This is a genomic window from Desulfovibrio sp. ZJ200 (assembly GCF_011039095.1).
In the GTDB taxonomy this organism is placed as follows: Bacteria; Desulfobacterota; Desulfovibrionia; order Desulfovibrionales; family Desulfovibrionaceae; genus Desulfovibrio.
The window spans coordinates 64,229-83,056 of sequence record NZ_JAAKEH010000001.1 but is presented as its reverse complement, the minus strand read 5'-3'; the positions used below and the strand labels follow the sequence as shown (position 1 = coordinate 83,056).

Genomic DNA, 18,828 nt, shown 5'->3' with positions numbered 1-18,828 from the left:
TTTCTGTTCAGATCGCCGTGGAGGCTTTCGTATGCGCGTCTTTGTCGGTTCATGTCTTCTTGGCTTTCTCCTGGTTTTCAGCGGGCTGCCCGCGGCCCGGGCAGCCTCTGCGCCTGCCGAAAAAAAAGAGCCGGCCAAGGAAGCCCCCAGCAAATTTGAAGCCCTGAAGCGTTTCAGTCAGGTGCTTAATCTGGTTGAACGGTATTATGTGCGCGAAGTAACGCAGAATGACCTGATCAACGGGGCGGTCAAGGGGCTTTTGCAGGGCCTTGATCCGCATTCCACCTTCATGAACGCCGAAGAATACAAGGAAATGCAGGAAACCACTTCCGGAGAGTTTTACGGGGTGGGCATTGAAATTTCCATGGAAAACGGCCAGGTCACCGTGGTGACGCCCATTGAGGACACCCCGGCATACCGCGCGGGCCTGCAATCCGGCGACGTGATCCTTTCCATCAACGGCCAGGCCACCCAGGAACTCTCGCTGCAGGAAGTTGTTTCGCGCATCCGGGGCGCCAAGGGCAGCGAGGTGGAGCTGGCCATTTTGCGCACCGATGCCAAAACGCCGCAGACCGTCCGCATTGTGCGCGACGCTATCCCTTTGATCAGCATCAAGTCCAAAAAGCTTGAGGATGGGTATTACTGGGTGAGGCTGACCCGTTTTTCCGAACGCACCACCGAGGAACTCAAAGACGCTCTCAAGGAAGCGGAAAAGGAAAGCAAGGCGAGCGGCGGCCTCAAGGGCATTGTGCTTGATTTGCGCAACAACCCCGGGGGGCTGCTGGATCAGGCCGTCAGCGTCTCGGATGTTTTTCTGCAGAAGGGCGTGATTGTTTCCATTAAAGGCCGCGGCGAAACCACGGATCGCGTCTATGAGGCCAGAAAACAGCGTGACGACGTGCGCGTGCCCGTGGTGGCGCTGATCAACGCGGGTTCGGCCTCGGCCTCTGAAATCGTGGCGGGCGCGCTGCGCGATCAAAAACGCGCCCTGATCATTGGCGAGCGTTCCTTCGGCAAGGGCTCCGTGCAGAATATCATCCCGCTTTCCGACGGATCGGGCCTCAAGCTTACCGTGGCGCTGTACTATACGCCCAACGGCAGCTCCATTCAGGCCGAGGGCATTGTGCCTGATTTGGAAATCCCCTTTGAGCCGCCTCGCGCCGAAGATAAGGACAATCCGCGTTTTCTGCTGCGGGAGCAGGATTTGAACCGGCATCTGGAAAACAGCAAGGACAAGAAGGGCGGCAATGCCGCCAAAAGCAAGAAAGATGAGGGCAAGGAACAACTGGCCCGCGACAACCAGCTGCGCATGGCTCTCCAGATAGTGAAGACATTGCCCAAGATGCAGGAGATTAAAAACTAGACCCTTTCCCGGCGCGCCTGTTGCGCGCGTCGGGGCGGGAAGCATTTCGGCGTGCGCACAAAGAAAACAGATGCCGGCCCCCTGACTGATCCCCTTGGGAGCGGCGGGGGGCCGCGTGCGTCCACGCGTCTTGGCCTGGGCGGGCTGCTGTGGCTTTTGGCGTGTTTTGCTTTTTCCCTTTGGCTGGCCCCGCAGGCCGGTGCGCCGCTTGAGCCGCGAACTGCCGCGCCTGACCCCTCAAGAGCCGGTCAGGTTGTGCACGATCAAGGGGACGCGGCGGCCGCGCAGGCGCGGAGCCGGCTGGACGCCGCGGTGGCGCAGGCCTTGCCTCTGGCCCTGCCCGCGGCGCAGTGGCGTCTTGAGCTTACGGACGCGCAGGCCGGCCCGGCTGCTCAAAAGCCTGCGGGCAACGCACTGCCCCAAGACCCTTTGCCGCGTCGCTATCTGATTACCGGCCCTTGCGCGCCGCTGCGCCTGGGCGTGGCTCTGCTGCAACGCTTCTCTGCCGGGCAAGCCGCTTCATGGGCTGACAAGGCAGCCCGCAATCCGCGGCCGCAAGTGCTTTGGACAGAGCAGGGCGCATTGGAAATCCGCCTGGGTGGCCGCCTGAGCCATGTCTTCCGTTTTCCCGGCCGGGAAGCGGCATTGGCCGATCTGGCCCGGCCTCTGCCCAGGCCTGCCCTGGTTCTGGTCATTGATGATTTGGGGCAAAGCCTGGAAGCTGCCGAAGCCCTGGCGGCTCTGCCTTTTCCCGTGACGTTCGCCATTTGGCCGCGTTCGCCCGCGGCAGCTCAAACCGCTGCCCTGGCCGCGCAATGGAGGCTGGACAGCCTGCTTCATCTCCCCATGGAAGCTTTGCCCCGCGCCGACGGCTTCCGTCCCCGGCCCGGCCCGGGCGCGCTTCGGGTGGATATGCGCCTGCCGGCACTGCGAGCGGTGCTGGATGAGGATCTGAAGGCGCTGCCCACGGCGGTGGGCCTGAATAATCACATGGGCTCCCGCTTTACGGGCAATGCCGCGGCCTGCAGCCGGCTCTGCTCCCTGCTGGCCGATCGGGGCCTGTTTGTTCTGGACAGTGTGACCCGGGCCGATTCCGCTCTGGAGCGGGAAGCCCGCGCCGCGGGTTTGATCAGCGCTTCCCGAGCCCTTTTTCTGGATAGCCGCCGGGATGTCGCGGCCATTTCAGCCGCGCTGGACGCAGCGGCGCGCACGGCGCGGGAAAAGGGCTTTGCGGTGGCTGTCGGGCATCCGTACCCGGAGACGCTGCGTGCCTTGCGTTGCTGGCAGAATACGGCGGGCGTGGCTGTCGTGCCCCTGCGTCGCCTGATCTGGCATCTGGCGCAACAAGCCTGCCTGAGCCCGGCCGGAGCGGGCAGCGGCCCATGATCGCCCAGGGTCATGCGGGCTTCCCGCTCAGTGTGCCAGCGTGAGCTTGCAGCGCGATCAATGGCGACGGATCTGAAAAGGAAAGCATTTCACTTGAAAATACTCTAAAGGGAGAAATAATGCTGCAATCCACACTTGCAATCATCAAGCCTGATGCCGTGGCTCGTGGCCTGACCGGCGAAATTCTGGCCACTTGCCAGGCCGCCGGGCTGGCTGTGGCGGGCCTGAAAATGGTGCGCCTTTGCAAAGGGCAGGCCTCTGCCTTTTATGCCGTGCACAAGGAGCGCCCGTTTTTTGCAAGCCTTACGGAATACATGGCCTCAGGGCCGGTGGTCTGCGCCGTGCTGCGGGGCGAGAACGCCGTGGCCCGCTATCGCGCGTTGATGGGCGCCACAGACCCGGCCAGGGCCGAACCCGGCACATTGCGCCATGCCTACGGCCAAAGCCTGCAGGCCAATGCCGTGCACGGCTCCGACGCGCCGGAAACCGCGGCTGTTGAAATAGCTTTTTTCTTTAATGCGCTTGAAATAATGGAGTCGATATGAGCAAAACCATCGGCTGCATAGGCTGCGGCAACATGGGCGGGGCGATCATGGCCGGTTTGGCGGACAAATTGGCGGGCAGGGGCTACGGTTTCTGCGGCTATAACCGCACGCCCGCGCGCATGCGCCCCCTGGCGGAAAAAGGCGTGCAGCCCGAAGCCAGCGCCCTGGATGCGGCTCACAACGCCGATGTGCTGATCCTGGCGGTCAAACCCTATCAGGTGGCCGCTGTTCTGGAAGAAATACGCCCGGCGCTCTCGTCCGACAAAATCCTGGTGTCCGTGGCTGCGGGCGTGAGCCTGCAACGCCTGCGCGAGTACGCCGGCCGGGAATGCCCTGTGGCGCGTTGCATGCCCAATACGCCCGCCCTGGTGGGCGAGGGCGTGTTTGCGCTGTGCTTCGAGGATCAAAGCCTGCGCCCGGAAAGCAAGGCCGAACTGCTGGAAATTTTCGGCGTTCTCGGGCTTTGCCTTGTCCTGCCCGAAGCCCGCTTTACCGCTTTTTCAGCCTTGATCGGCGCGGGCCCGGCCTATGTTTTTCAGATCATGCAGGCTTTGGTCCAGGCCGGGGTAACCCTTGGCTTTCAGCATGCGGAGGCCCGGCGCATGGTGACGGCGCTTTTCGCCGGTTCGGCGCGCATGGCGGCAGAGAGCGCCGCGCCGCTCATGCAGTTGCGGGATGATGTCTGCTCCCCCGGCGGCCTGACCATTGCCGGCGTCAACCAGTTGGATCGCGCGGGCCTCACGGCGGCTTTGGTGGACGCGGTCATGGCTGCGGACGCGCGCGGCCGGGAAATGGAGCAGTAGCCTCTGCGCCGCAGGCGCAAGAGCTTTTGCCGGGTTTTACGGCAGCGGCTCGGTCAGAAGGCCCTTGCCGGTCAGGGCCGTGGGCCGCACAGGCAGCAGGGCGGATGCACTCCCGTTCGGGGGCCGGAAAAAACAGGGAACATAATACTCATTGATTCCCTTGCACAGCGCATGCGTTTGCCCGCTGCCGGCCTCCACTGCGGCTCGCCTGATGCTGTCGGGGACCACAAGCATGCGCGGCAGCGTCAATTGCGCCGCCCAAAAGGCGCGTCGCCGTCGCTCTATCGCTTCACGCACGCGCGCGGCGCGTTCCAGCTTCAGGGGGTGTGGCACCTGCCCGGCAAAGTTGCAGGCCGCGGTGCCCGGTCTGCGTGAATAGGGAAAGACATGGGCGTAGCTCAGAGGCAGGCGCTCAATGAGCTCCAGCAACAGGCGCAGATCGGCGTCGCTCTCGCCGGGAAAACCCGTGAGAATATCCGCGCCCAGACCCATAACCGGCCAGTGAGCCGCCAGACTTGCCACGGCTTTTTCAAGCATCAGGATAGAGTAGTGCCCCCGTCCCATGCGCCGCAGCACAGCCGGGCTGGCATGCTGCAAGGAAATATGCAGATGCGGGCAGAGCATGCGGCAGGCTGTCAGCGTTTCAATGCCGCGGGCATCCAGTTGCGAGGGCTCAAGAGAGCTGATCCTGAAACGCGCCCGTCCGGCAAACTCCGGAGCCAGGGCCTTGTCCAGGCTGCGCAGCAGATCCCAGAAATCGCCGCAGGCAGGATCATCCCGCCCGTATTGCCGCAGATTTATGCCGGAGAGCATAATTTCAGCGTGCCCGGCTTCCAGAAGACGCCGCGCCTCGGCCAGGATTTCTCCTGCCGGGCGGCTGCGGGGCTTGCCGCGGGTCAGCGGCACGATGCAGTAAGTGCAGCGGTGGCCGCAGCCATCCTGAATCTTAAGCACAGGCCGGGCCCGTTTGAAAGAGGCAATGCGGAAGGGCGGAAAGGCCGTATTTGTTGCGCCGGCGGTTTGGGCCGCAGGCAGCGGCGTATGCGGGGCGTCCGCTTGGGCGCAATCGGGTTCTGCCATGGCCCAGGGCCCGGCCAGCAGGCGGCTTTTTTCTTCCTGCGGGATCAGCAGATCGGGAGCGGCCCATTTTGCGCCGGGTCTTGGCCGGTAGTCGGCAAAAAGTCTGGCGGCGCAGCCGGTCAAAATCAATGTTGCGTCGGGCGCCTGGCGTCGCAGGCGAAAAACCGCGTTTCGCGCGTCGCGCTCCCCTTTGGCAGTGACCGCGCAACTGTTGACGCAGAGCACGTCAGCTTCAGCCGGGATCGCACATTCCGAGCCGCCGAGCCGCTGCCAGGCTTCACGCAGGGATTGGCTTTCGTACTGATTGACCTTGCAGCCAAAGGTCAGAATGAAGAATTTCCAGGCAGGCATGGCGCTGATCTACGCAAAAGCGCTTGCCTTGACAAGCCGGGGCCGCGTAGGTTTTGGACATGCGTCTGTTTTTGATTTTCTGCCTGTTCTGGATGTTCTGCGCGCCGCGCGCAACGTCAGCGCAATCCCGGCCGCTGGAACCGGCTGGGGTTGATGCGGTCAATATGTACTGCCTGCGCTCGTCCTACCCGCAAATTCGCGCGCTTGTCGCGGACGAGCAGGGGCGGCAATGGCTGCTTCTCGCCAACGGGAGCCGCGTACTCTACAGCGCCGCGCCACAATCTGCCGGGGACGGCAAGAGCGCAGGCACGCCGCGGGCGCATTCCGAAGCCTTCCCCGGATTGCCGCGTTTTTCCGGGGAGCAAGGGGAGGCGAACGTGCGCGAGAGCATGGAGCAACCCTACCCGCTGGAACCGCAGCGGCCTGCCACGCCCCCTGGCGTTGCGCCGGGCCGCAGGCGTTCCTCTGCGCTGTTGAAAGCGCTTTACGGCGCAAGCGAGGCTGAGGTGCGCAAGAACCTGCGCGTTGCAACGCTGCTGGGCCGGCCCTTGCGCCTTGTTTGCCCGGCGGCCCTGGGCCTGCAAAGGGCGGGGAACACCCTGGCCGCGGCCGTGCGCGGGCAATCTGCCCTGGCGGCCCTGCTCACGCCTGCCGGGGGCTTTTTGTGGCGGCGTATTGCCGGGGAACAGCGTTTGAGCCCGCATGCTTTCGGCATTGCGCTGGATGTAAGCCCGGAGCGCGCGCCCTATTGGCGCTGGACCAGGCAATGGCCGCATCCCATGCAGCAAAGCTACCCCACGGCCATTGTGGCTGCTTTTGAGGATCAGGGCTTCATCTGGGGCGGCAAATGGCATGAGTATGATCTCATGCACTTTGAATACCGACCGGAAATTATTTGCAAGGCGCGTTTACTGCGAGCCATTGAGAGAGCGGGGGAGCGGCTTGAGCCGGGCGGAGCGGTGCCGGAACGCAAAACAGGCCCTGAAGAAATGGACGCGGATGCGCAATGAAGTTTTCATGACGCATCTGGCGGCTTGCCGCCCGGCTTCGTGGCGCGGATGCGGAAGGCTCACGAGGGGCAGGAATCTCATTCAGGATTCCTGCCCCGGGAAAGAGCGCGCTACGCGGCAGTGAAGCCTTACTCGCCGTTGGCGGCGGCTTCATCCACCACCCAGATCAAATCGCCGATGCCGGGTCGCACCATCTGCGCGGGCAGAGTGGGTTCGGTCAACAGATTGAGGGCGCGCGAAAGCACATTGTGCTTTTCCGCGCCGGTCACCAGAAACATGCAGCAGCGGGCGTTATTGATCACAGGCAGGGTGAGCGTCAGCCGGTCGGCTTTGCGTTCGGGCACATACTGATCAATGACCAGACGTTTTTTTTCGGCCAGGGCCGGAGAATTGGGAAAAATGGAACCCGTATGCCCATCTTCGCCCATGCCCAAAAGCATGAAGTCGAAACGCGGCAGCTCCTGCGGCCCCAGGCCGAAGTCGCTGCGAAGCTGCTGCTCATACTTGACGGCAGCCTCTACCGGGTCCTCTTCTCCGCGCATGCGGAAAAAGTGCATGGCCGGAACGCGGCTCAACAGTTCCCGCCGGGCCAGGCCATAGTTGCTCTCCGGGTGTTCGGGCCCCACGCAGCGCTCGTCCACCCAAAAAAAGGTCATTTTGTCCCAGGGCAGGCGCTCAGCCCAGTCATCGGCGGCCAGCAGACGAAAGAGCGGGATCGGCGTCTGGCCGCCGGACAAGGCGATTTTGAATACGCCGCGCTCGGCCACGGCTTCTTCGCAGGCCCCGGCCAGAATATGCGCGGCGCGCTCGGCCATGGCCGCGGGGTCTTTATGGATATGCACGGAAAGGTGAATGGAACGGCTGCGCCCAAACATAAAAGGCTCCTTGCGAAGTTGACGCCGACAGGTCGTGCCGGCGGGTGCTGTCTTGCTGCACTGGCGGACGGAAACGAAAGCTGCCTTTGTTTTTGCGGGTTTGCGGCAGGCGCATGCCTGCTCCTGCAAGCCATAGCATCGCGGCCTTCACAGCGCGACCACGCTGCGGGCGGCGGCAGAAGGGCTGTCGCGGCAGTCAAGGGGCATACCCGCGGCGCCTCTGCATCGGCCCGAGTCGCGCTCCTGGCGCAAGCGGTTCCCATCACTTGCCCAGGCGGCACAATGCGTTGCCTTGCAAACAGCGTAAGTATGGCACACTTGCTCTGTGGAGAAAAGCCAAATTTTTGCAGCCGACGCGCGGGCAAAGTCTGCCCTGGCCTCAGCGTCGGAAGATGGGCATAAGGCACAGAGCCGCGGGATGTTTATGGCCGGATTTGTCACATTCTTTCATGGCGGTCGGGATGTCGGCAATATGCAGGACTTCTCCGCTGTTCAGGGTCATGGTCTTCCACTTCGCCGCGCAGGATATTTCTTTGGCAGCCAGCACGCTTTGGCCCAGCGGGCTTTGGCCGTCCAGCTCAATGGTCCAGCGCCAGTCAAGATCCTCGCCCGGGGCCACGGGCACGGCTGCATTAAGAAAGCGTTGCAGCAGCATTTTGCCGTCCGGCCCGGTAAACAACGCGTCCAGGTTGATATTCTTGATTGTAACGGCACTGGTATTGCGGGCCAGCACATGCGCCACAAGCAGGAGGGTTTTGCCGTCGGAAAGCAGGCCCGCGCTTGCGCTGCAGGATTGCAGGGGCAGGGTTGCATCCATGCGCCGCCGGGTGTTGTCATTTTTGCTCTTGAATAAATCCCGGCGCGCGGCAATGCGCGCCAGGAGCGCCTCGCGAAATTGCCTGACCAGATCATCGGCATTGAGCAGATTCCGAATCACCCAGCCTTCCGAACCGTTCTCCATGCGCAGGATTACAGGAAACGTCCGGTTCAGCAAAGGGTGACGGATGCTGGTTGAAATCAGCGCCGTGTCGCCCTGGGTGCGCTGCATGCCAAGCCCGCTCAGGAACTGGTGTAAAAAATCAGCCGGAAACAGGCTGAACGGCTGCTGTAAAAGTTTTTGGGGGTCAGTTTCAACCTCGCCGCTCGCTTTGGGCTCTTCCTTGCTCAACAGTTTTTTGAGCAAGCCCGTTTGAATCGTGATTTTGAGATCGTGGATCTGATCCGGGCCCTTTTTAAAAAAGGGGAAGGTCCTGGCCAAAGCTTGCGCCAGCTCCCCGGAAAGCGTGTTGAAATCCACCAGCAGAGCCAGCTTTTCGGGACTGGGCGGACGCAGGGCCTCTTGAAAACGCGCGTAGGCAAAGTCGGGGCTCTGGCGATATTGGTAGTATCGCCAGCCGTACCAGCCGCCCACGGCAAGGGCTGCCGCCAGCAGAGCCACGGCCAGCGCACGGACGCGCTTACGGACAAGAGCGCGTAAAAAAGGGATCAGAGGCAGCTTCATGCTGTTTTCCGGTTGGTATGGCTGGAATGGCCGAGCGCGTTTTTATGCCCGAATTCCAGGGCCGGCTCGGGTTGGCGGAGGCGCCGGCGGCCCAGCCGCAGAGGCAGAGGCGTCACCGGCTTGCGCGGCGCAAGATCCAGGCGGATGACACTCCAGGCTCCCAGGGGGAGAGTTTGCAGATACGCATTGCACGCAGCGGCCGCGCATTGCCTGCGCCAGGTGCAAAGCGGACCGGCCAGGGTGCTTTGACTTGTCAGACGGCCGACCCTGAGTCTTTTGAGCATGCGCCAGACGCGCCACCAGTTGTGCGCCGGCCCCGGCCACGGCATTTTGCCGCGCCCCATGCGGTGCAGGATATGCGGCAGGGATGCGGAATTCCAGAACGTGACCGCCAGGCCTCCGGCCGCCACGCGCAGCGCCTCGCGCGCGCTGGCAGCCAGACCTTCGGGAGTGGCGGCCTGGACGTGCAAAACGACCCAGTCAAAAGCATTGTCGTCAAAGGGCAGGTGATCGTCCGCCGCGGCCTCAACGTGGGCTCGTGGCCCGGCATTTTCCAAAGCCTGCGCGCGCAGGCCGGGCACAAGCTCGGTGCCGGTCACATCAAAACCGCATTCCCAGAGCAAGGGCAAAAACAGGCCGTTGCCGCAATTGATTTCCAAAAGGCTTTTGCCTCGGCGCGGCCAGGCCGCAAGGCTGGTCTGCAAAAGATTTGTCTGCAGACCGAGGGCAAAACGGCCGGGGGGGCTCGCGTACCATGTTTTTTCCATGTGCCGTGCCTTTCTTTGTATTTTTTGCCGCCGGCAACGATACTCTACTATTATTTTGCAAAGTGGAGAAAATGGCAAGTGGAAAAAGACATCCCCGGCGGTTCAGCGTCTTTTGCTTTCGGCTCACGTCACGTTTCAAGCCTGCCTTGCTGCAATGCAGTGTAACGCCTGTTGCGGCGCGGTATCGGCAGAGCCGCGCCCAAAAAGATCCCAAGGCGGTCTCAATTTTGGATCAGCCCTGGCGCAGCGTGATTTCGGTTATTTCAGCCGGTACGAAAAGCCGCAGTGGAAAGCCTTCCCAAAGGCCGGTGCCCGGACTCACATAGAGCGCAGTGCGGCCCACATGATACAGGCCGGACGAAAAACCGTCGTTAAAACGGGCCACGAGCCGGTTTGCGCCGATCAATTGCCCGCCGTGAGTATGGCCGGAAAGCTGCAGATCCACGTTTTCTTCGGCGCTTTTGCCGACCAGGCGCGGCCGGTGGGCCAGCATGATCCGCACGGCGTCGGCGGGTGCGCCGTGCAATGCCAGGCCGGGGTCCGGGCCGGGAAAGCCCAGGGACGGAGCGGTCTGATCCGTGACGCCGGCCAGAACCAGTTCTTGCCCGCGGGTGTGCACGATGACATGCGCATTGTTCAGGGGAGTAATGCCCACGCGGCGGGAGGCATCCATCCAGCCGTTGAAGCCCCAGTAATACTCATGATTGCCGGTGCAGGAAAATACGCCCAGGGGCGCGCGCAAGCCGGTAAGAGGAGCCAGATCCGCCATGCGCCGATCCGGCGGGCCGTCCCCCAGATCGCCCGTAATAACAATAAGCTCCGGCTTGAGGGCATTGACCTTTTGCACCACGGCCCGCACCCATGCGGCGGGAAAGGCGGGGCTGACGTGCAGATCCGAAAGCTGCACGATGCGCAGGCCGTTCAGTGCCGCGGGCAGGCGTGGCAGGGAAATGGTCACATGATGCACGTCCGGCACGCGCAGAGCCTGCCAGACTCCAAAAGCGCTCAGGAGCAGCGAGAGCGAGAGCAGACCCGAGGCCCACTGCCCGGGGGAAAAGCAAAGCGCCGGCAGGGAAGGAAAGAGCTTGCGGGCCAGCCAAAGCGCCAGAAAAAGCGCGTCGCGCAAAGCGCACAATATGATCAGCAGAATCACAAGGCTGTGCAGCACGCCTGCGCCGAGCAACGCCCATCGGGGGATATCCGGCATCATGGTGCCGAAAGCAAGGCGGAACAGAGAGAGTTTGAGCGCGCTCAACAGCACGAGCAGGCTGAGCAGCAACTTGAGCCACAGCGGCAGGCGCAACGGCAGAATCAGACGCGCAATGACGTAGAGGGAAAGGATTGTTGCGAGCAAGTGAAGCATATTCGGCGAGGGGGGAGAGTATAGTGTGAGGAAAGCGGGGCAGAGGGACAAAAAGCGGGCGGAGAAGCCGTGGGCGCTCCGCCCCGCAAAAACGTCAGTTGGCGGCAATGGCTTCAATTTCCACCTGCGCGCCCAGAGGCAGGGCGCTGACTTCCACGCAGGATCGAGCCGGGCAGGGGGCCGTGAAATATTGTTTGTACACCTCGTTCACCAGCGGGAATTTGCTCATGTCGGTAATGAATACCGTGGTTTTGAGCACATTGTCCGCGGTAAGCCCCTGGGATTCCAGGACAGCCAGAAGATTTTTGCAGGCTTGCGCGGCCTGGGCGGCTATGTCGCCCTCCACCAGCTTGCCCGTGGCCGGCTCCAAGGGCACCTGGCCTGAAAGAAAAAGCAGATTGCCCGCGCGCACGGCCTGGCTGTACGGGCCCACGGCAGCAGGAGCGTTTTTGGTGCTGATGACTTCCTTTTTCATTGCTGACTCCTTTTTTAACGATACATAGGTAAGAGATGCAACACAAAAAGCGTATGGCACAAGGCAACCAGAACGCCGTAGAGCAGCAGCATGGGCGTGAGCGTCCGCCCGCCGGGCGCGCTGTACCCCCGTCTGCCGAAGCGGCGGCGACCTGCGCGGAGCAGAAGAGCAGGCACAAGCACCGACCAGACGGAAGCCGCAAGACCGGCCCAGCCGATGGCGGGCAAAAAACCGTCGGGCCAGATCAGACCGCAGAACATGGGAGGAGCGAAAGTGATCAGCAGGGTTTTGGTGCGGCCCAGGCGGCTGTCGTCAAAATTGCACAGATCGGCCATGTAGTCAAAAAGACCCAGCCCGGCGCCCAGAAACGACGTGGCGACGGCCAGCAGCGAAAAGGCCTCCAGCAGCCGCAGGGTGAGCCCGCTGCCCAGATTGTTTCCCGCGGCGGCAACCAGATCGCCCACATTGCCTCCCGCGGCGATGACGGCTTTGAACTGCTCCCGGGGAATAGTGCCGTCAGCGGCCAGAATCCATAAAAGATAGCAGCTCAGGGCGATCAGCGTGCCGTAACGCAGGCAGGCGTTGATGGTGCGCGGCTCCTTGCCCAGGTATTTGACCAGGCTCGGTACCGAGGAGTGAAAGCAGAATGAGGTCAAATAGGTGGAAACGGCTCCCCAGACAAAGATCATTTGGCCGCCGCTGCCGTGGAGATCCAGAAGCGTTGCCGGGCGAATCCGGGTGATCATCTCACTGACGGAGAGCAAAAAGGAAAGGGCCATGCCGCCCATGAGCAGCACGGAGAGGCGATCCACCACCCTGGAACTCCACCAGACGCAGGCCGCGAGCAGCAGGGCGAAGATCAGGCTGGCCAGCAGGCGGGGCGGCGCGCTGCCCAAAACAGGCGCGAGACCCTGGCGCAGCACTGAACCGCCGCCGCTCACATAGGCATAGACAAGCGTATAGAGCACAAAAGCCACAGCCAGGCCGTTCAACGCGCTCCAAAAAGGGCCCAGAAGTTCACGCACCAGGGTATGAAAGCTGTTTCCGGGTTCAAAGTGCAGATTGATTTCCAAAAGAGCCTGGCTGGAACGCAGCATGCAAAACCATGAAACCAGCAGCAGCGCCACGGACCAGAAAAACCACATGCCCGCTGAAATCATGGGCAAGGCCAACATTCCCGCGCCGATGGCAGTGCCCGCCACCAGCATGGTGCCGCCCAGAACGGCGGGAAAACGGCTGTTCATGCCTGCTCCTCCTCTGAAGTGCGGCACAGAGGGCGCATGCGCGCCTGGCGCGCGGCTGTGGGGGGCAGCGTAGAGGCGGCAAGCTCTCCGCCCCTTGCGCTGTCGCTGTGGATACTGGCAGAGAGGGCTGCGGGAATCAAGGGCCTGGCGCGGGAAAAGGCGAAATGCGCGCGCCTTGAAAAAGGGGGCCGTCCCGGCTAGTATACCACATTGCGTGCACGTTGCCCGGCGTGGCCGAATATTTCGGCTCTTGTTTTGTGTCGGGAAGGTCAACCGCTTTTGAGGAGCTTATGAGTAACGAACCGGACAAGATTATCTATTCCATGATCCGCGTCTCCAAGCGCCACGGGCAAAAGGAAGTGCTGAAGGATATTTCGCTTTCCTACTTTTATGGAGCCAAAATCGGCGTGCTGGGCCTGAACGGCGCGGGCAAATCCAGCCTTCTGAAAATACTTGCCGGCGTGGATCAATCCTTTGAGGGCAAAACCGTGCTGGCCCCCGGCTATAGCATCGGCTATCTGGAGCAGGAGCCCCTGGCCCATGAAACGCGCACCGTGCGCGAGGTGGTCGAGGAAGGCGTCAGCGATCTTACGGCTATTGCCAAGGAATTTGAGGAAATCAACGCCAGATTCGCCGAGCCTCTGGAGCCGGAGGAGATGGATGCGCTGATCGCCAGACAGGCCGAGGTGCAGGAGCAGATGGACGCCAAAAATGTCTGGGATCTGGACTCCCGCCTGGAAATGGCTATGGACGCCTTGCGCTGCCCGCCGGGCGACATGCCGGTTTCGCGGGTGTCCGGCGGCGAGCGCCGCCGCGTGGCCCTTTGCCGCCTCCTGCTCCAAAATCCGGACATCCTGCTTCTGGACGAACCCACCAACCATCTGGATGCGGAATCCGTGGCCTGGCTGGAGCGCTATCTTTCCACCTTTCCGGGCACGGTCATCGCCGTGACGCACGACCGCTATTTTCTGGATAATGTGGCCGGCTGGATTCTGGAGCTGGATCGCGGCCGCGGCATCCCGTGGAAGGGCAATTATTCATCCTGGCTGGAGCAGAAACAGAAGCGGCTGGCCGGCGAAGAAAAAAGCGAGGCCGAGCGCCAGAAAACGCTGGCCCGCGAGCTGGAGTGGATCCGCATGTCGCCCAGGGGGCGTCATGCCAAGGGCAAGGCCAGAATCAACGCCTATGAGGCCATGCTCTCGCATGAAAGCGAAAAACGCGCCCCGGATCTGGAAATCTACATCCCGCCGGGGCCGCGCCTGGGCAAAAACGTCATTGAGCTCAAGGACGTGAGCAAGAGCATGGGTGATCGCCTGCTTATGGACAAGGCCAGCGCCCTGATCCCCGCCGGCGCCATTGTGGGCATCATCGGTCCCAACGGCGCGGGCAAGACGACGCTCTTCAAGATGCTGGCAGGCCAGGAAAAGCCTGACTCCGGCAGTCTTGCTGTGGGCGAGACCGTGCGCTTCGCCTATGTGGATCAGGGCCGCGAGTCCCTGACCCCGGGCAAGACGGTCTACGAGCTGATCAGCGACGGGCGCGAGACCATCAGGCTCGGCAACCGCGAGGTCAACGCGCGGGCCTATTGCACGCGCTTCAATTTTCACGGAGCGGATCAGCAAAAAAAGGTGGATGTGCTTTCCGGCGGGGAGCGCAACCGCCTGCATCTGGCCCGCATGCTCAAGTCCGGAGCCAATGTGCTGCTTCTGGACGAACCCACCAATGATATTGACGTGAATACCATGCGCGCCCTGGAGGACGCCCTGGACAATTTCGCCGGCTGCGTGCTGGTGATCAGCCATGACCGCTGGTTTCTGGATCGCGTGGCCACGCATATCATGGCCTTTGAAGGCGATTCGGAAGTGGCGTTTTTTGAAGGCAATTACTCGGAATACGAGGAAGATCGCAAAAAGCGGCTGGGCAAGGACGCCGAGTCGCCGCATCGGCCGAAATTCCGCAAACTGACACGATAACGGCTCGCGGGCGCTGACCGGTCAGGCCGGAAACGCCCGTGCAGGCCGTGGAGGCTGGATGAATATTCTCAAGAAAATGAAACCGCTGCGGCAGTGGCGCTCTGTCGTGCTGCTGAGCCTGCTGGCAGGCCCGTTATCCGTCATGACGCCGGGCGCAACGGCCTGGGCGGTTGATGCGGCGTTGGCCAATCCGGCTTCGGCCGTGCTTTCGCCAAGCGGCGGCCGCCTTGAAGTGGAGGAAATGGCCCCGGTCAGCACCAAAGACGGGATGAGTATCGTAACGTTCGTCATTCCCGGCGACGCCCGGAATCTGCAATTGTCGGTTCCGGGGCAGACTGTGGCCCGCTGGTCTATGACGCCGCAGGTTCTTGAGGCCAACGGCGAGCTCTCCCATCTGCGCGACGAGCTGATCAATGAACGCGCGCGCCTGCGCGGCCAGTTGGACGCGGTGAAGGCCCGGCTTGCGCTCTGGAAAGGCCTGCCGGACAGCATCACCTTGCAGGATCTGGAGCAGCGCGAAAAGCGGATGGAGACCGTGATACCCGGCCTGGGCATGGAACAGGCGGATTTGGAGCGCCGCGCAAACATAGTGCAGCAGGAGCTGCAACGCCTGCCTGTGAGCCCCGACCTGGGCCAGCTCGTGAGCGTGACGCTGCAAAAGCCCGTTTCCGGCATGTCCAGGCTGCCTGTGCGGTACAGCTATACGCTGCAAAGCTGCGGCTGGCAGCCCATCTACAGCTTTGACGCCCAACCGGATCAGGGCGAAGGCCACGAGATCGGCGTGCGCCTCATGGCCGAGGTCTGGCAGTTCACCGGCATGGATTGGCGCAACACCAGGCTGACCCTGGCTTCGCGCGGCACTGGGCCGCGGGAGCCCGCCCCTCTTGCGCGCTGGGTGGTGGATTCCACGTCCAGGCCGCAGCAGCCCAGGCCCGCGCCACATGCCTTGATGATGGCGCGCAAGGCCGCTCCGGCCGAGGCGGACGGGGAGTTAGCCGCGGCCAATGCGCCGGTGGAGCCGGACAACAGCGGCGTATATGCCACCTGGACCCTGGCCGTGCGCGGTCTTCCCGAAGGCCGCGCACGTCTGTTAATCGCCGCGGACGCCTGGAAAGCGCCCTTGCAATGGCTGGCCCGGCCCACCGCCAGCGACAGCCGGGTCTGGCTGTTGGCAAAATATGTCATGCCCCCGGAACAGGCCTGGCCTGAAGGCAGCGCGGAATTTACAGTGAACGGCCAGAACGTGGGCCAGGGTTTTTTCAGGCCGCGTAACGGCGAAGCCACGCTCTTCTTCGGCCCTGACCCGCGCGTCAATGTGACCACAGCGGAGAACAGCAGGCGGCGGGGCGAAAGCGGCTTTATTGATAAAAGCCGCAACTGGACCTGGGCCTGGACCTATACGCTGACCAACGGCCACAGCAAGCCCGTGACCGTGCGCCTGGAGCGCCCGGCCCCCATGATTGTGGACCAGGGCGTTACCGTGTCCAGTGACGACGCGCCGCCGTCCCAAAAGAACGAAAAAGAGCATATACTGTTCTGGGATGTCAAAGTGCCTGCGGGCGGCAAAGCCGAGGTGCATCACAAGCTGACCATCTCATCTCCCAAGGAGTTGCCGCTGGTGCCTGACGCGCCCTAGAGCATTTTGCTTTTGAAATTATTCAATTTCAAAAGCGGCGCTGCCATCATTTCGCGTCCAGAACGCGGTCTGGACGCTCATTCGGCGCGGGCGTCCGCTCCCGCGACCGCCAGAGCAATTTCAAAGTGAAATTGCTCTAGAGCAGATTACCTTTGACTTTTTATGAAGGTCAAAGGTGGCATTCAGGCGAAAAACGCGGTTTTCGCCTGAATGTACGCCGCATTGCGGCGGCTGCCGCTTTCGCGTCAGCAGAGCATTTTCAAAGAGAAAATGCTCTAAGCCGTGGCGGGCTTGCTTTCGGCTGCCGCGGCATGCTCTTTGCGCGGGCCGGAAAACAGGGGCTTGATCGCGTAGAGTTTGTCCGTTTTTCCGAAAAGATACACAATATCCTCCGGCTCAAAGCGGGTCTCCGGTCCCGGCGAGGCCTGTACTTCTCCGTGGCGGTGAATGGCCACGACAGTTACGCCGTATTTCTGGCGCAATCGGCTCTGGAGCAAGGTCTGCGAGCAGAGCGGCGATGCGGCGGCCAGGCGCATGGCCTGCACGCCCATGTCCGGCAGGCGGCTGACCAGCTCGTCAAGAGGATCAACCGCATTGCTCAGACGGCGGATCATCCGGTAGTTTTCCTGCCGGATGCGCGCCGCAAAGGTGTCGATATCCTGCCGCGGCACAAGGTACTGGGTAAGGACGCGGCTGAAAACCTCAATGGAGGTTTCAAATTCCTCGGCGATCACATCGTTGGCTCCCAGACGGCGCAGCGGGGCCACTTCCGTCACAAAGCGCGTGCGGGCCACGATGTACAGATTGGGGTTGAAGCGCCGCGCTTCAATGGTGATGGCCCGCACCGCGGCAGGATCTGAAATGATAATCGCCAGCACGCGGGCCTTTTCCACGCCGAGATGTTCCAGCACCACGGGCTGCGAGGCGTCACCGTGGGCAATGGGTTCCTTGTCTTTATAGCGGGTTACGGTTTCCGGGTTCATTTCCAGAACAGTGTACGGAATGCGCGACTCGCGCGCCACATGGGCCAGATGTTTGCCGCTGATGCCGAAGCCGATGATGATCAGATGATCCTCCAGCGTGCAGGCCTGAGTTTCTGCCTTTTCCTCTTCCCGCTCCAATTGCTTTTCGTTGCGCCAGCCCGCCACCAGGTCGGCCAGGCGCGGGGCCGCGGCTATCAGGCCCGGCGTGAGCATCATGGTCAGCACGCTCATGGCCAGAAAATTCTGATAGGCCTCCATGTCGAAAAGTCCGGCAGCCAGGCCCGAAGCGGCCAGCACAAAGGAAAACTCGCCCACCTGCGCCAGGGAAAGCGAGGTGAGAATGCCCGTGCGCAACGGATAGCCCTGAACCAGCACGGCCGGCAGGGTCAAGAGACTCTTAATGACAATAAAAAGAAGCGTATTGAAAATGATTTGAAGGAAATGCTGCCCGAAAAAATTCACGTCCAGCATCATGCCCACAGAGATGAAAAAAAGACTCATAAATACGTCGCGATAGGGCAGAATGCCGGAAATGACGCTCATGCTGTATTGGGAACGGGCCAGCAGCAGCCCGGCCAGAAAGGCTCCCAGGGAGAGCGAAAGCCCCAGGGCGCTGGTGAGCAGAGCCATGCCCATGCATAAGCCCAGAGTGGTCAGCAGAAGGATCTCCCGGGTGCGGGTGCGCACCACGGCTTCCATGAGTTTGTTGAGGCCGAGGCGGGCAAAGAGCAGCACGCCGCCCAGCACCAGCGCCACCCAGAGTATGGAAAAGAACATGTTTGTCAGTGAAAGCTCCAGCTTGCCGGCCAGCAGAGGCACGCACAGCAGCATGGGAGCCACCATGATGTCCTGAAAAACCAGAATGGCCAGGGAAAGGTGGCCGTTGGGGGTGTTGGTGGTGCCACGCTCCTGCATGATCCGCAGCACAATGGCCGAAGAAGAAAGCGCCACCAGACAGCCCCAGAATACGCCCGTCTGCCACGCGCCGCCTTGCAGCAGAGTGAGGCTTGTGACCGCCAGCACTGTCAGACCGATTTGCAGGCTGCCGCCCAGAAAGACCGGGCGTTTGAGACGGTTCAGGGCTTCGCCTGAAAGTTCCATGCCGATGGTGAACAACAGCATGGCCACGCCGATTTCCGCCACATGATCAATGGCCTCCCGGTTGCTGACAATGCCCAGAAGGGAAGGCCCGCAAAGCACGCCGGTAAGCAAAAATCCCACAGTTGCGGGAAGCTTGAGCCTGTTGCAGATAATAGTGACCACAATGGAGAGCAGAAAAATGATCACTATCTCATAAAGCAAGGGAACTTCCATGCAGCCTCCGTAACTTGCAAAACTAGGGGCAGCCCTCATGAAAACACCGTCCGCGAAAAGCCGAATTTTTTCGGCCGGCAAGGCGCAAGGCCAACATTGGGCGAAGCTGTATTGAACATACCGCAAGGTCAATGTTGGCCTTGCAACGCCGCCGGACGG

At 61.9% G+C, this 18,828-nt stretch carries 15 protein-coding genes; 7 read left to right on the top strand and 8 right to left on the bottom strand.

Going from position 1 to position 18,828, the window contains the following annotated elements; translation table 11 throughout:
• The first annotated feature begins 31 nt into the window (after positions 1-31).
• The 4 genes from G7Y52_RS00315 to proC all read left to right on the top strand — a co-directional run bounded on the left by G7Y52_RS00315 (position 32) and on the right by proC (position 4,097).
• Positions 32-1,363, top strand: a complete 1,332-nt coding sequence (locus tag G7Y52_RS00315; RefSeq protein WP_165064342.1) for a S41 family peptidase — start codon at positions 32-34, stop codon at positions 1,361-1,363.
• A 255-nt stretch (positions 1,364-1,618) separates the two neighbouring features.
• Positions 1,619-2,749 (top strand): divergent polysaccharide deacetylase family protein, encoded by a 1,131-nt coding sequence (locus G7Y52_RS00310; RefSeq protein ID WP_241159538.1) that lies wholly within the window; start codon positions 1,619-1,621, stop codon positions 2,747-2,749.
• A gap of 119 nt (positions 2,750-2,868) precedes the next feature.
• On the top strand, positions 2,869-3,294 hold the full coding sequence (gene ndk, locus G7Y52_RS00305) for a nucleoside-diphosphate kinase (RefSeq protein WP_165064336.1): 426 nt from the start codon (positions 2,869-2,871) through the stop codon (positions 3,292-3,294).
• Positions 3,291-4,097: a pyrroline-5-carboxylate reductase gene (gene proC, locus G7Y52_RS00300; RefSeq protein ID WP_165064333.1), complete on the top strand. Its 807-nt coding sequence runs from the start codon at positions 3,291-3,293 to the stop codon at positions 4,095-4,097. The genes ndk and proC overlap by 4 nt, the downstream gene beginning before the upstream one ends.
• 36 nt (positions 4,098-4,133) lie before the next feature.
• Here proC and G7Y52_RS00295 read toward each other — a convergent pair whose 3' ends face one another.
• Complete coding sequence (locus G7Y52_RS00295) at positions 4,134-5,528, bottom strand: MiaB/RimO family radical SAM methylthiotransferase (protein ID WP_165064330.1); 1,395 nt, start codon at positions 5,526-5,528, stop codon at positions 4,134-4,136.
• A 59-nt stretch (positions 5,529-5,587) separates the two neighbouring features.
• Between G7Y52_RS00295 and G7Y52_RS00290 the strand changes: the two genes are divergently transcribed.
• Positions 5,588-6,538: a M15 family metallopeptidase gene (locus G7Y52_RS00290; protein WP_165064327.1), complete on the top strand. Its 951-nt coding sequence runs from the start codon at positions 5,588-5,590 to the stop codon at positions 6,536-6,538.
• Between the two features lie 128 nt (positions 6,539-6,666).
• Here G7Y52_RS00290 and pgl read toward each other — a convergent pair whose 3' ends face one another.
• The 6 genes from pgl to G7Y52_RS00260 all read right to left on the bottom strand — a co-directional run bounded on the left by pgl (position 6,667) and on the right by G7Y52_RS00260 (position 12,763).
• The gene (gene pgl, locus G7Y52_RS00285; protein WP_165064324.1) at positions 6,667-7,413 is read right to left on the bottom strand and encodes a 6-phosphogluconolactonase; all 747 of its coding nucleotides are present in this window, start codon (positions 7,411-7,413) and stop codon (positions 6,667-6,669) included.
• Positions 7,414-7,792: 379 nt separating this feature from the next.
• Complete coding sequence (locus G7Y52_RS00280) at positions 7,793-8,914, bottom strand: translation initiation factor IF-2 (protein WP_165064321.1); 1,122 nt, start codon at positions 8,912-8,914, stop codon at positions 7,793-7,795.
• Positions 8,911-9,681: a class I SAM-dependent methyltransferase gene (locus G7Y52_RS00275; protein ID WP_165064319.1), complete on the bottom strand. Its 771-nt coding sequence runs from the start codon at positions 9,679-9,681 to the stop codon at positions 8,911-8,913. Before G7Y52_RS00275 ends, G7Y52_RS00280 begins: the two co-directional genes overlap by 4 nt.
• A 232-nt stretch (positions 9,682-9,913) precedes the next feature.
• Positions 9,914-11,044, bottom strand: coding sequence for a metallophosphoesterase (locus G7Y52_RS00270; protein WP_165064316.1), 1,131 nt, complete (start codon positions 11,042-11,044; stop codon positions 9,914-9,916).
• Between the two features lie 94 nt (positions 11,045-11,138).
• The gene (locus tag G7Y52_RS00265; RefSeq protein WP_165064314.1) at positions 11,139-11,519 is read right to left on the bottom strand and encodes a RidA family protein; all 381 of its coding nucleotides are present in this window, start codon (positions 11,517-11,519) and stop codon (positions 11,139-11,141) included.
• A gap of 14 nt (positions 11,520-11,533) precedes the next feature.
• Positions 11,534-12,763 (bottom strand): aromatic amino acid transport family protein, encoded by a 1,230-nt coding sequence (locus G7Y52_RS00260; protein WP_165064311.1) that lies wholly within the window; start codon positions 12,761-12,763, stop codon positions 11,534-11,536.
• A gap of 290 nt (positions 12,764-13,053) precedes the next feature.
• On the opposite strand from G7Y52_RS00260, the gene ettA reads away from it, so the two are divergent.
• Together ettA and G7Y52_RS00250 are read left to right on the top strand one after the other, a co-directional pair.
• Complete coding sequence (gene ettA / locus G7Y52_RS00255) at positions 13,054-14,736, top strand: energy-dependent translational throttle protein EttA (protein WP_165064308.1); 1,683 nt, start codon at positions 13,054-13,056, stop codon at positions 14,734-14,736.
• Between the two features lie 58 nt (positions 14,737-14,794).
• The gene (locus tag G7Y52_RS00250) at positions 14,795-16,372 is read left to right on the top strand and encodes a DUF4139 domain-containing protein (protein WP_165064306.1); all 1,578 of its coding nucleotides are present in this window, start codon (positions 14,795-14,797) and stop codon (positions 16,370-16,372) included.
• Positions 16,373-16,647: 275 nt separating this feature from the next.
• Here the strand turns inward: G7Y52_RS00250 and G7Y52_RS00245 are convergent, their stop codons facing one another.
• Positions 16,648-18,669 (bottom strand): cation:proton antiporter, encoded by a 2,022-nt coding sequence (locus G7Y52_RS00245; protein ID WP_165064303.1) that lies wholly within the window; start codon positions 18,667-18,669, stop codon positions 16,648-16,650.
• Between the last annotated feature and the right edge of the window lie 159 nt (positions 18,670-18,828).

Coding starts and splice junctions, on each gene's coding strand:
- G7Y52_RS00315 (WP_165064342.1), top strand. CDS start 32: ATGCGCGTCTTTGTCGGTTCATGTCTTCTTGGCTTTCTCCTGGTTTTC.
- ndk (WP_165064336.1), top strand. CDS start 2,869: ATGCTGCAATCCACACTTGCAATCATCAAGCCTGATGCCGTGGCTCGT.
- proC (WP_165064333.1), top strand. CDS start 3,291: ATGAGCAAAACCATCGGCTGCATAGGCTGCGGCAACATGGGCGGGGCG.
- G7Y52_RS00295 (WP_165064330.1), bottom strand. CDS start 5,528: ATGCCTGCCTGGAAATTCTTCATTCTGACCTTTGGCTGCAAGGTCAAT.
- G7Y52_RS00290 (WP_165064327.1), top strand. CDS start 5,588: ATGCGTCTGTTTTTGATTTTCTGCCTGTTCTGGATGTTCTGCGCGCCG.
- pgl (WP_165064324.1), bottom strand. CDS start 7,413: ATGTTTGGGCGCAGCCGTTCCATTCACCTTTCCGTGCATATCCATAAA.
- G7Y52_RS00280 (WP_165064321.1), bottom strand. CDS start 8,914: ATGAAGCTGCCTCTGATCCCTTTTTTACGCGCTCTTGTCCGTAAGCGC.
- G7Y52_RS00275 (WP_165064319.1), bottom strand. CDS start 9,681: ATGGAAAAAACATGGTACGCGAGCCCCCCCGGCCGTTTTGCCCTCGGT.
- G7Y52_RS00270 (WP_165064316.1), bottom strand. CDS start 11,044: ATGCTTCACTTGCTCGCAACAATCCTTTCCCTCTACGTCATTGCGCGT.
- G7Y52_RS00265 (WP_165064314.1), bottom strand. CDS start 11,519: ATGAAAAAGGAAGTCATCAGCACCAAAAACGCTCCTGCTGCCGTGGGC.
- G7Y52_RS00260 (WP_165064311.1), bottom strand. CDS start 12,763: ATGAACAGCCGTTTTCCCGCCGTTCTGGGCGGCACCATGCTGGTGGCG.
- ettA (WP_165064308.1), top strand. CDS start 13,054: ATGAGTAACGAACCGGACAAGATTATCTATTCCATGATCCGCGTCTCC.
- G7Y52_RS00250 (WP_165064306.1), top strand. CDS start 14,795: ATGAATATTCTCAAGAAAATGAAACCGCTGCGGCAGTGGCGCTCTGTC.
- G7Y52_RS00245 (WP_165064303.1), bottom strand. CDS start 18,669: ATGGAAGTTCCCTTGCTTTATGAGATAGTGATCATTTTTCTGCTCTCC.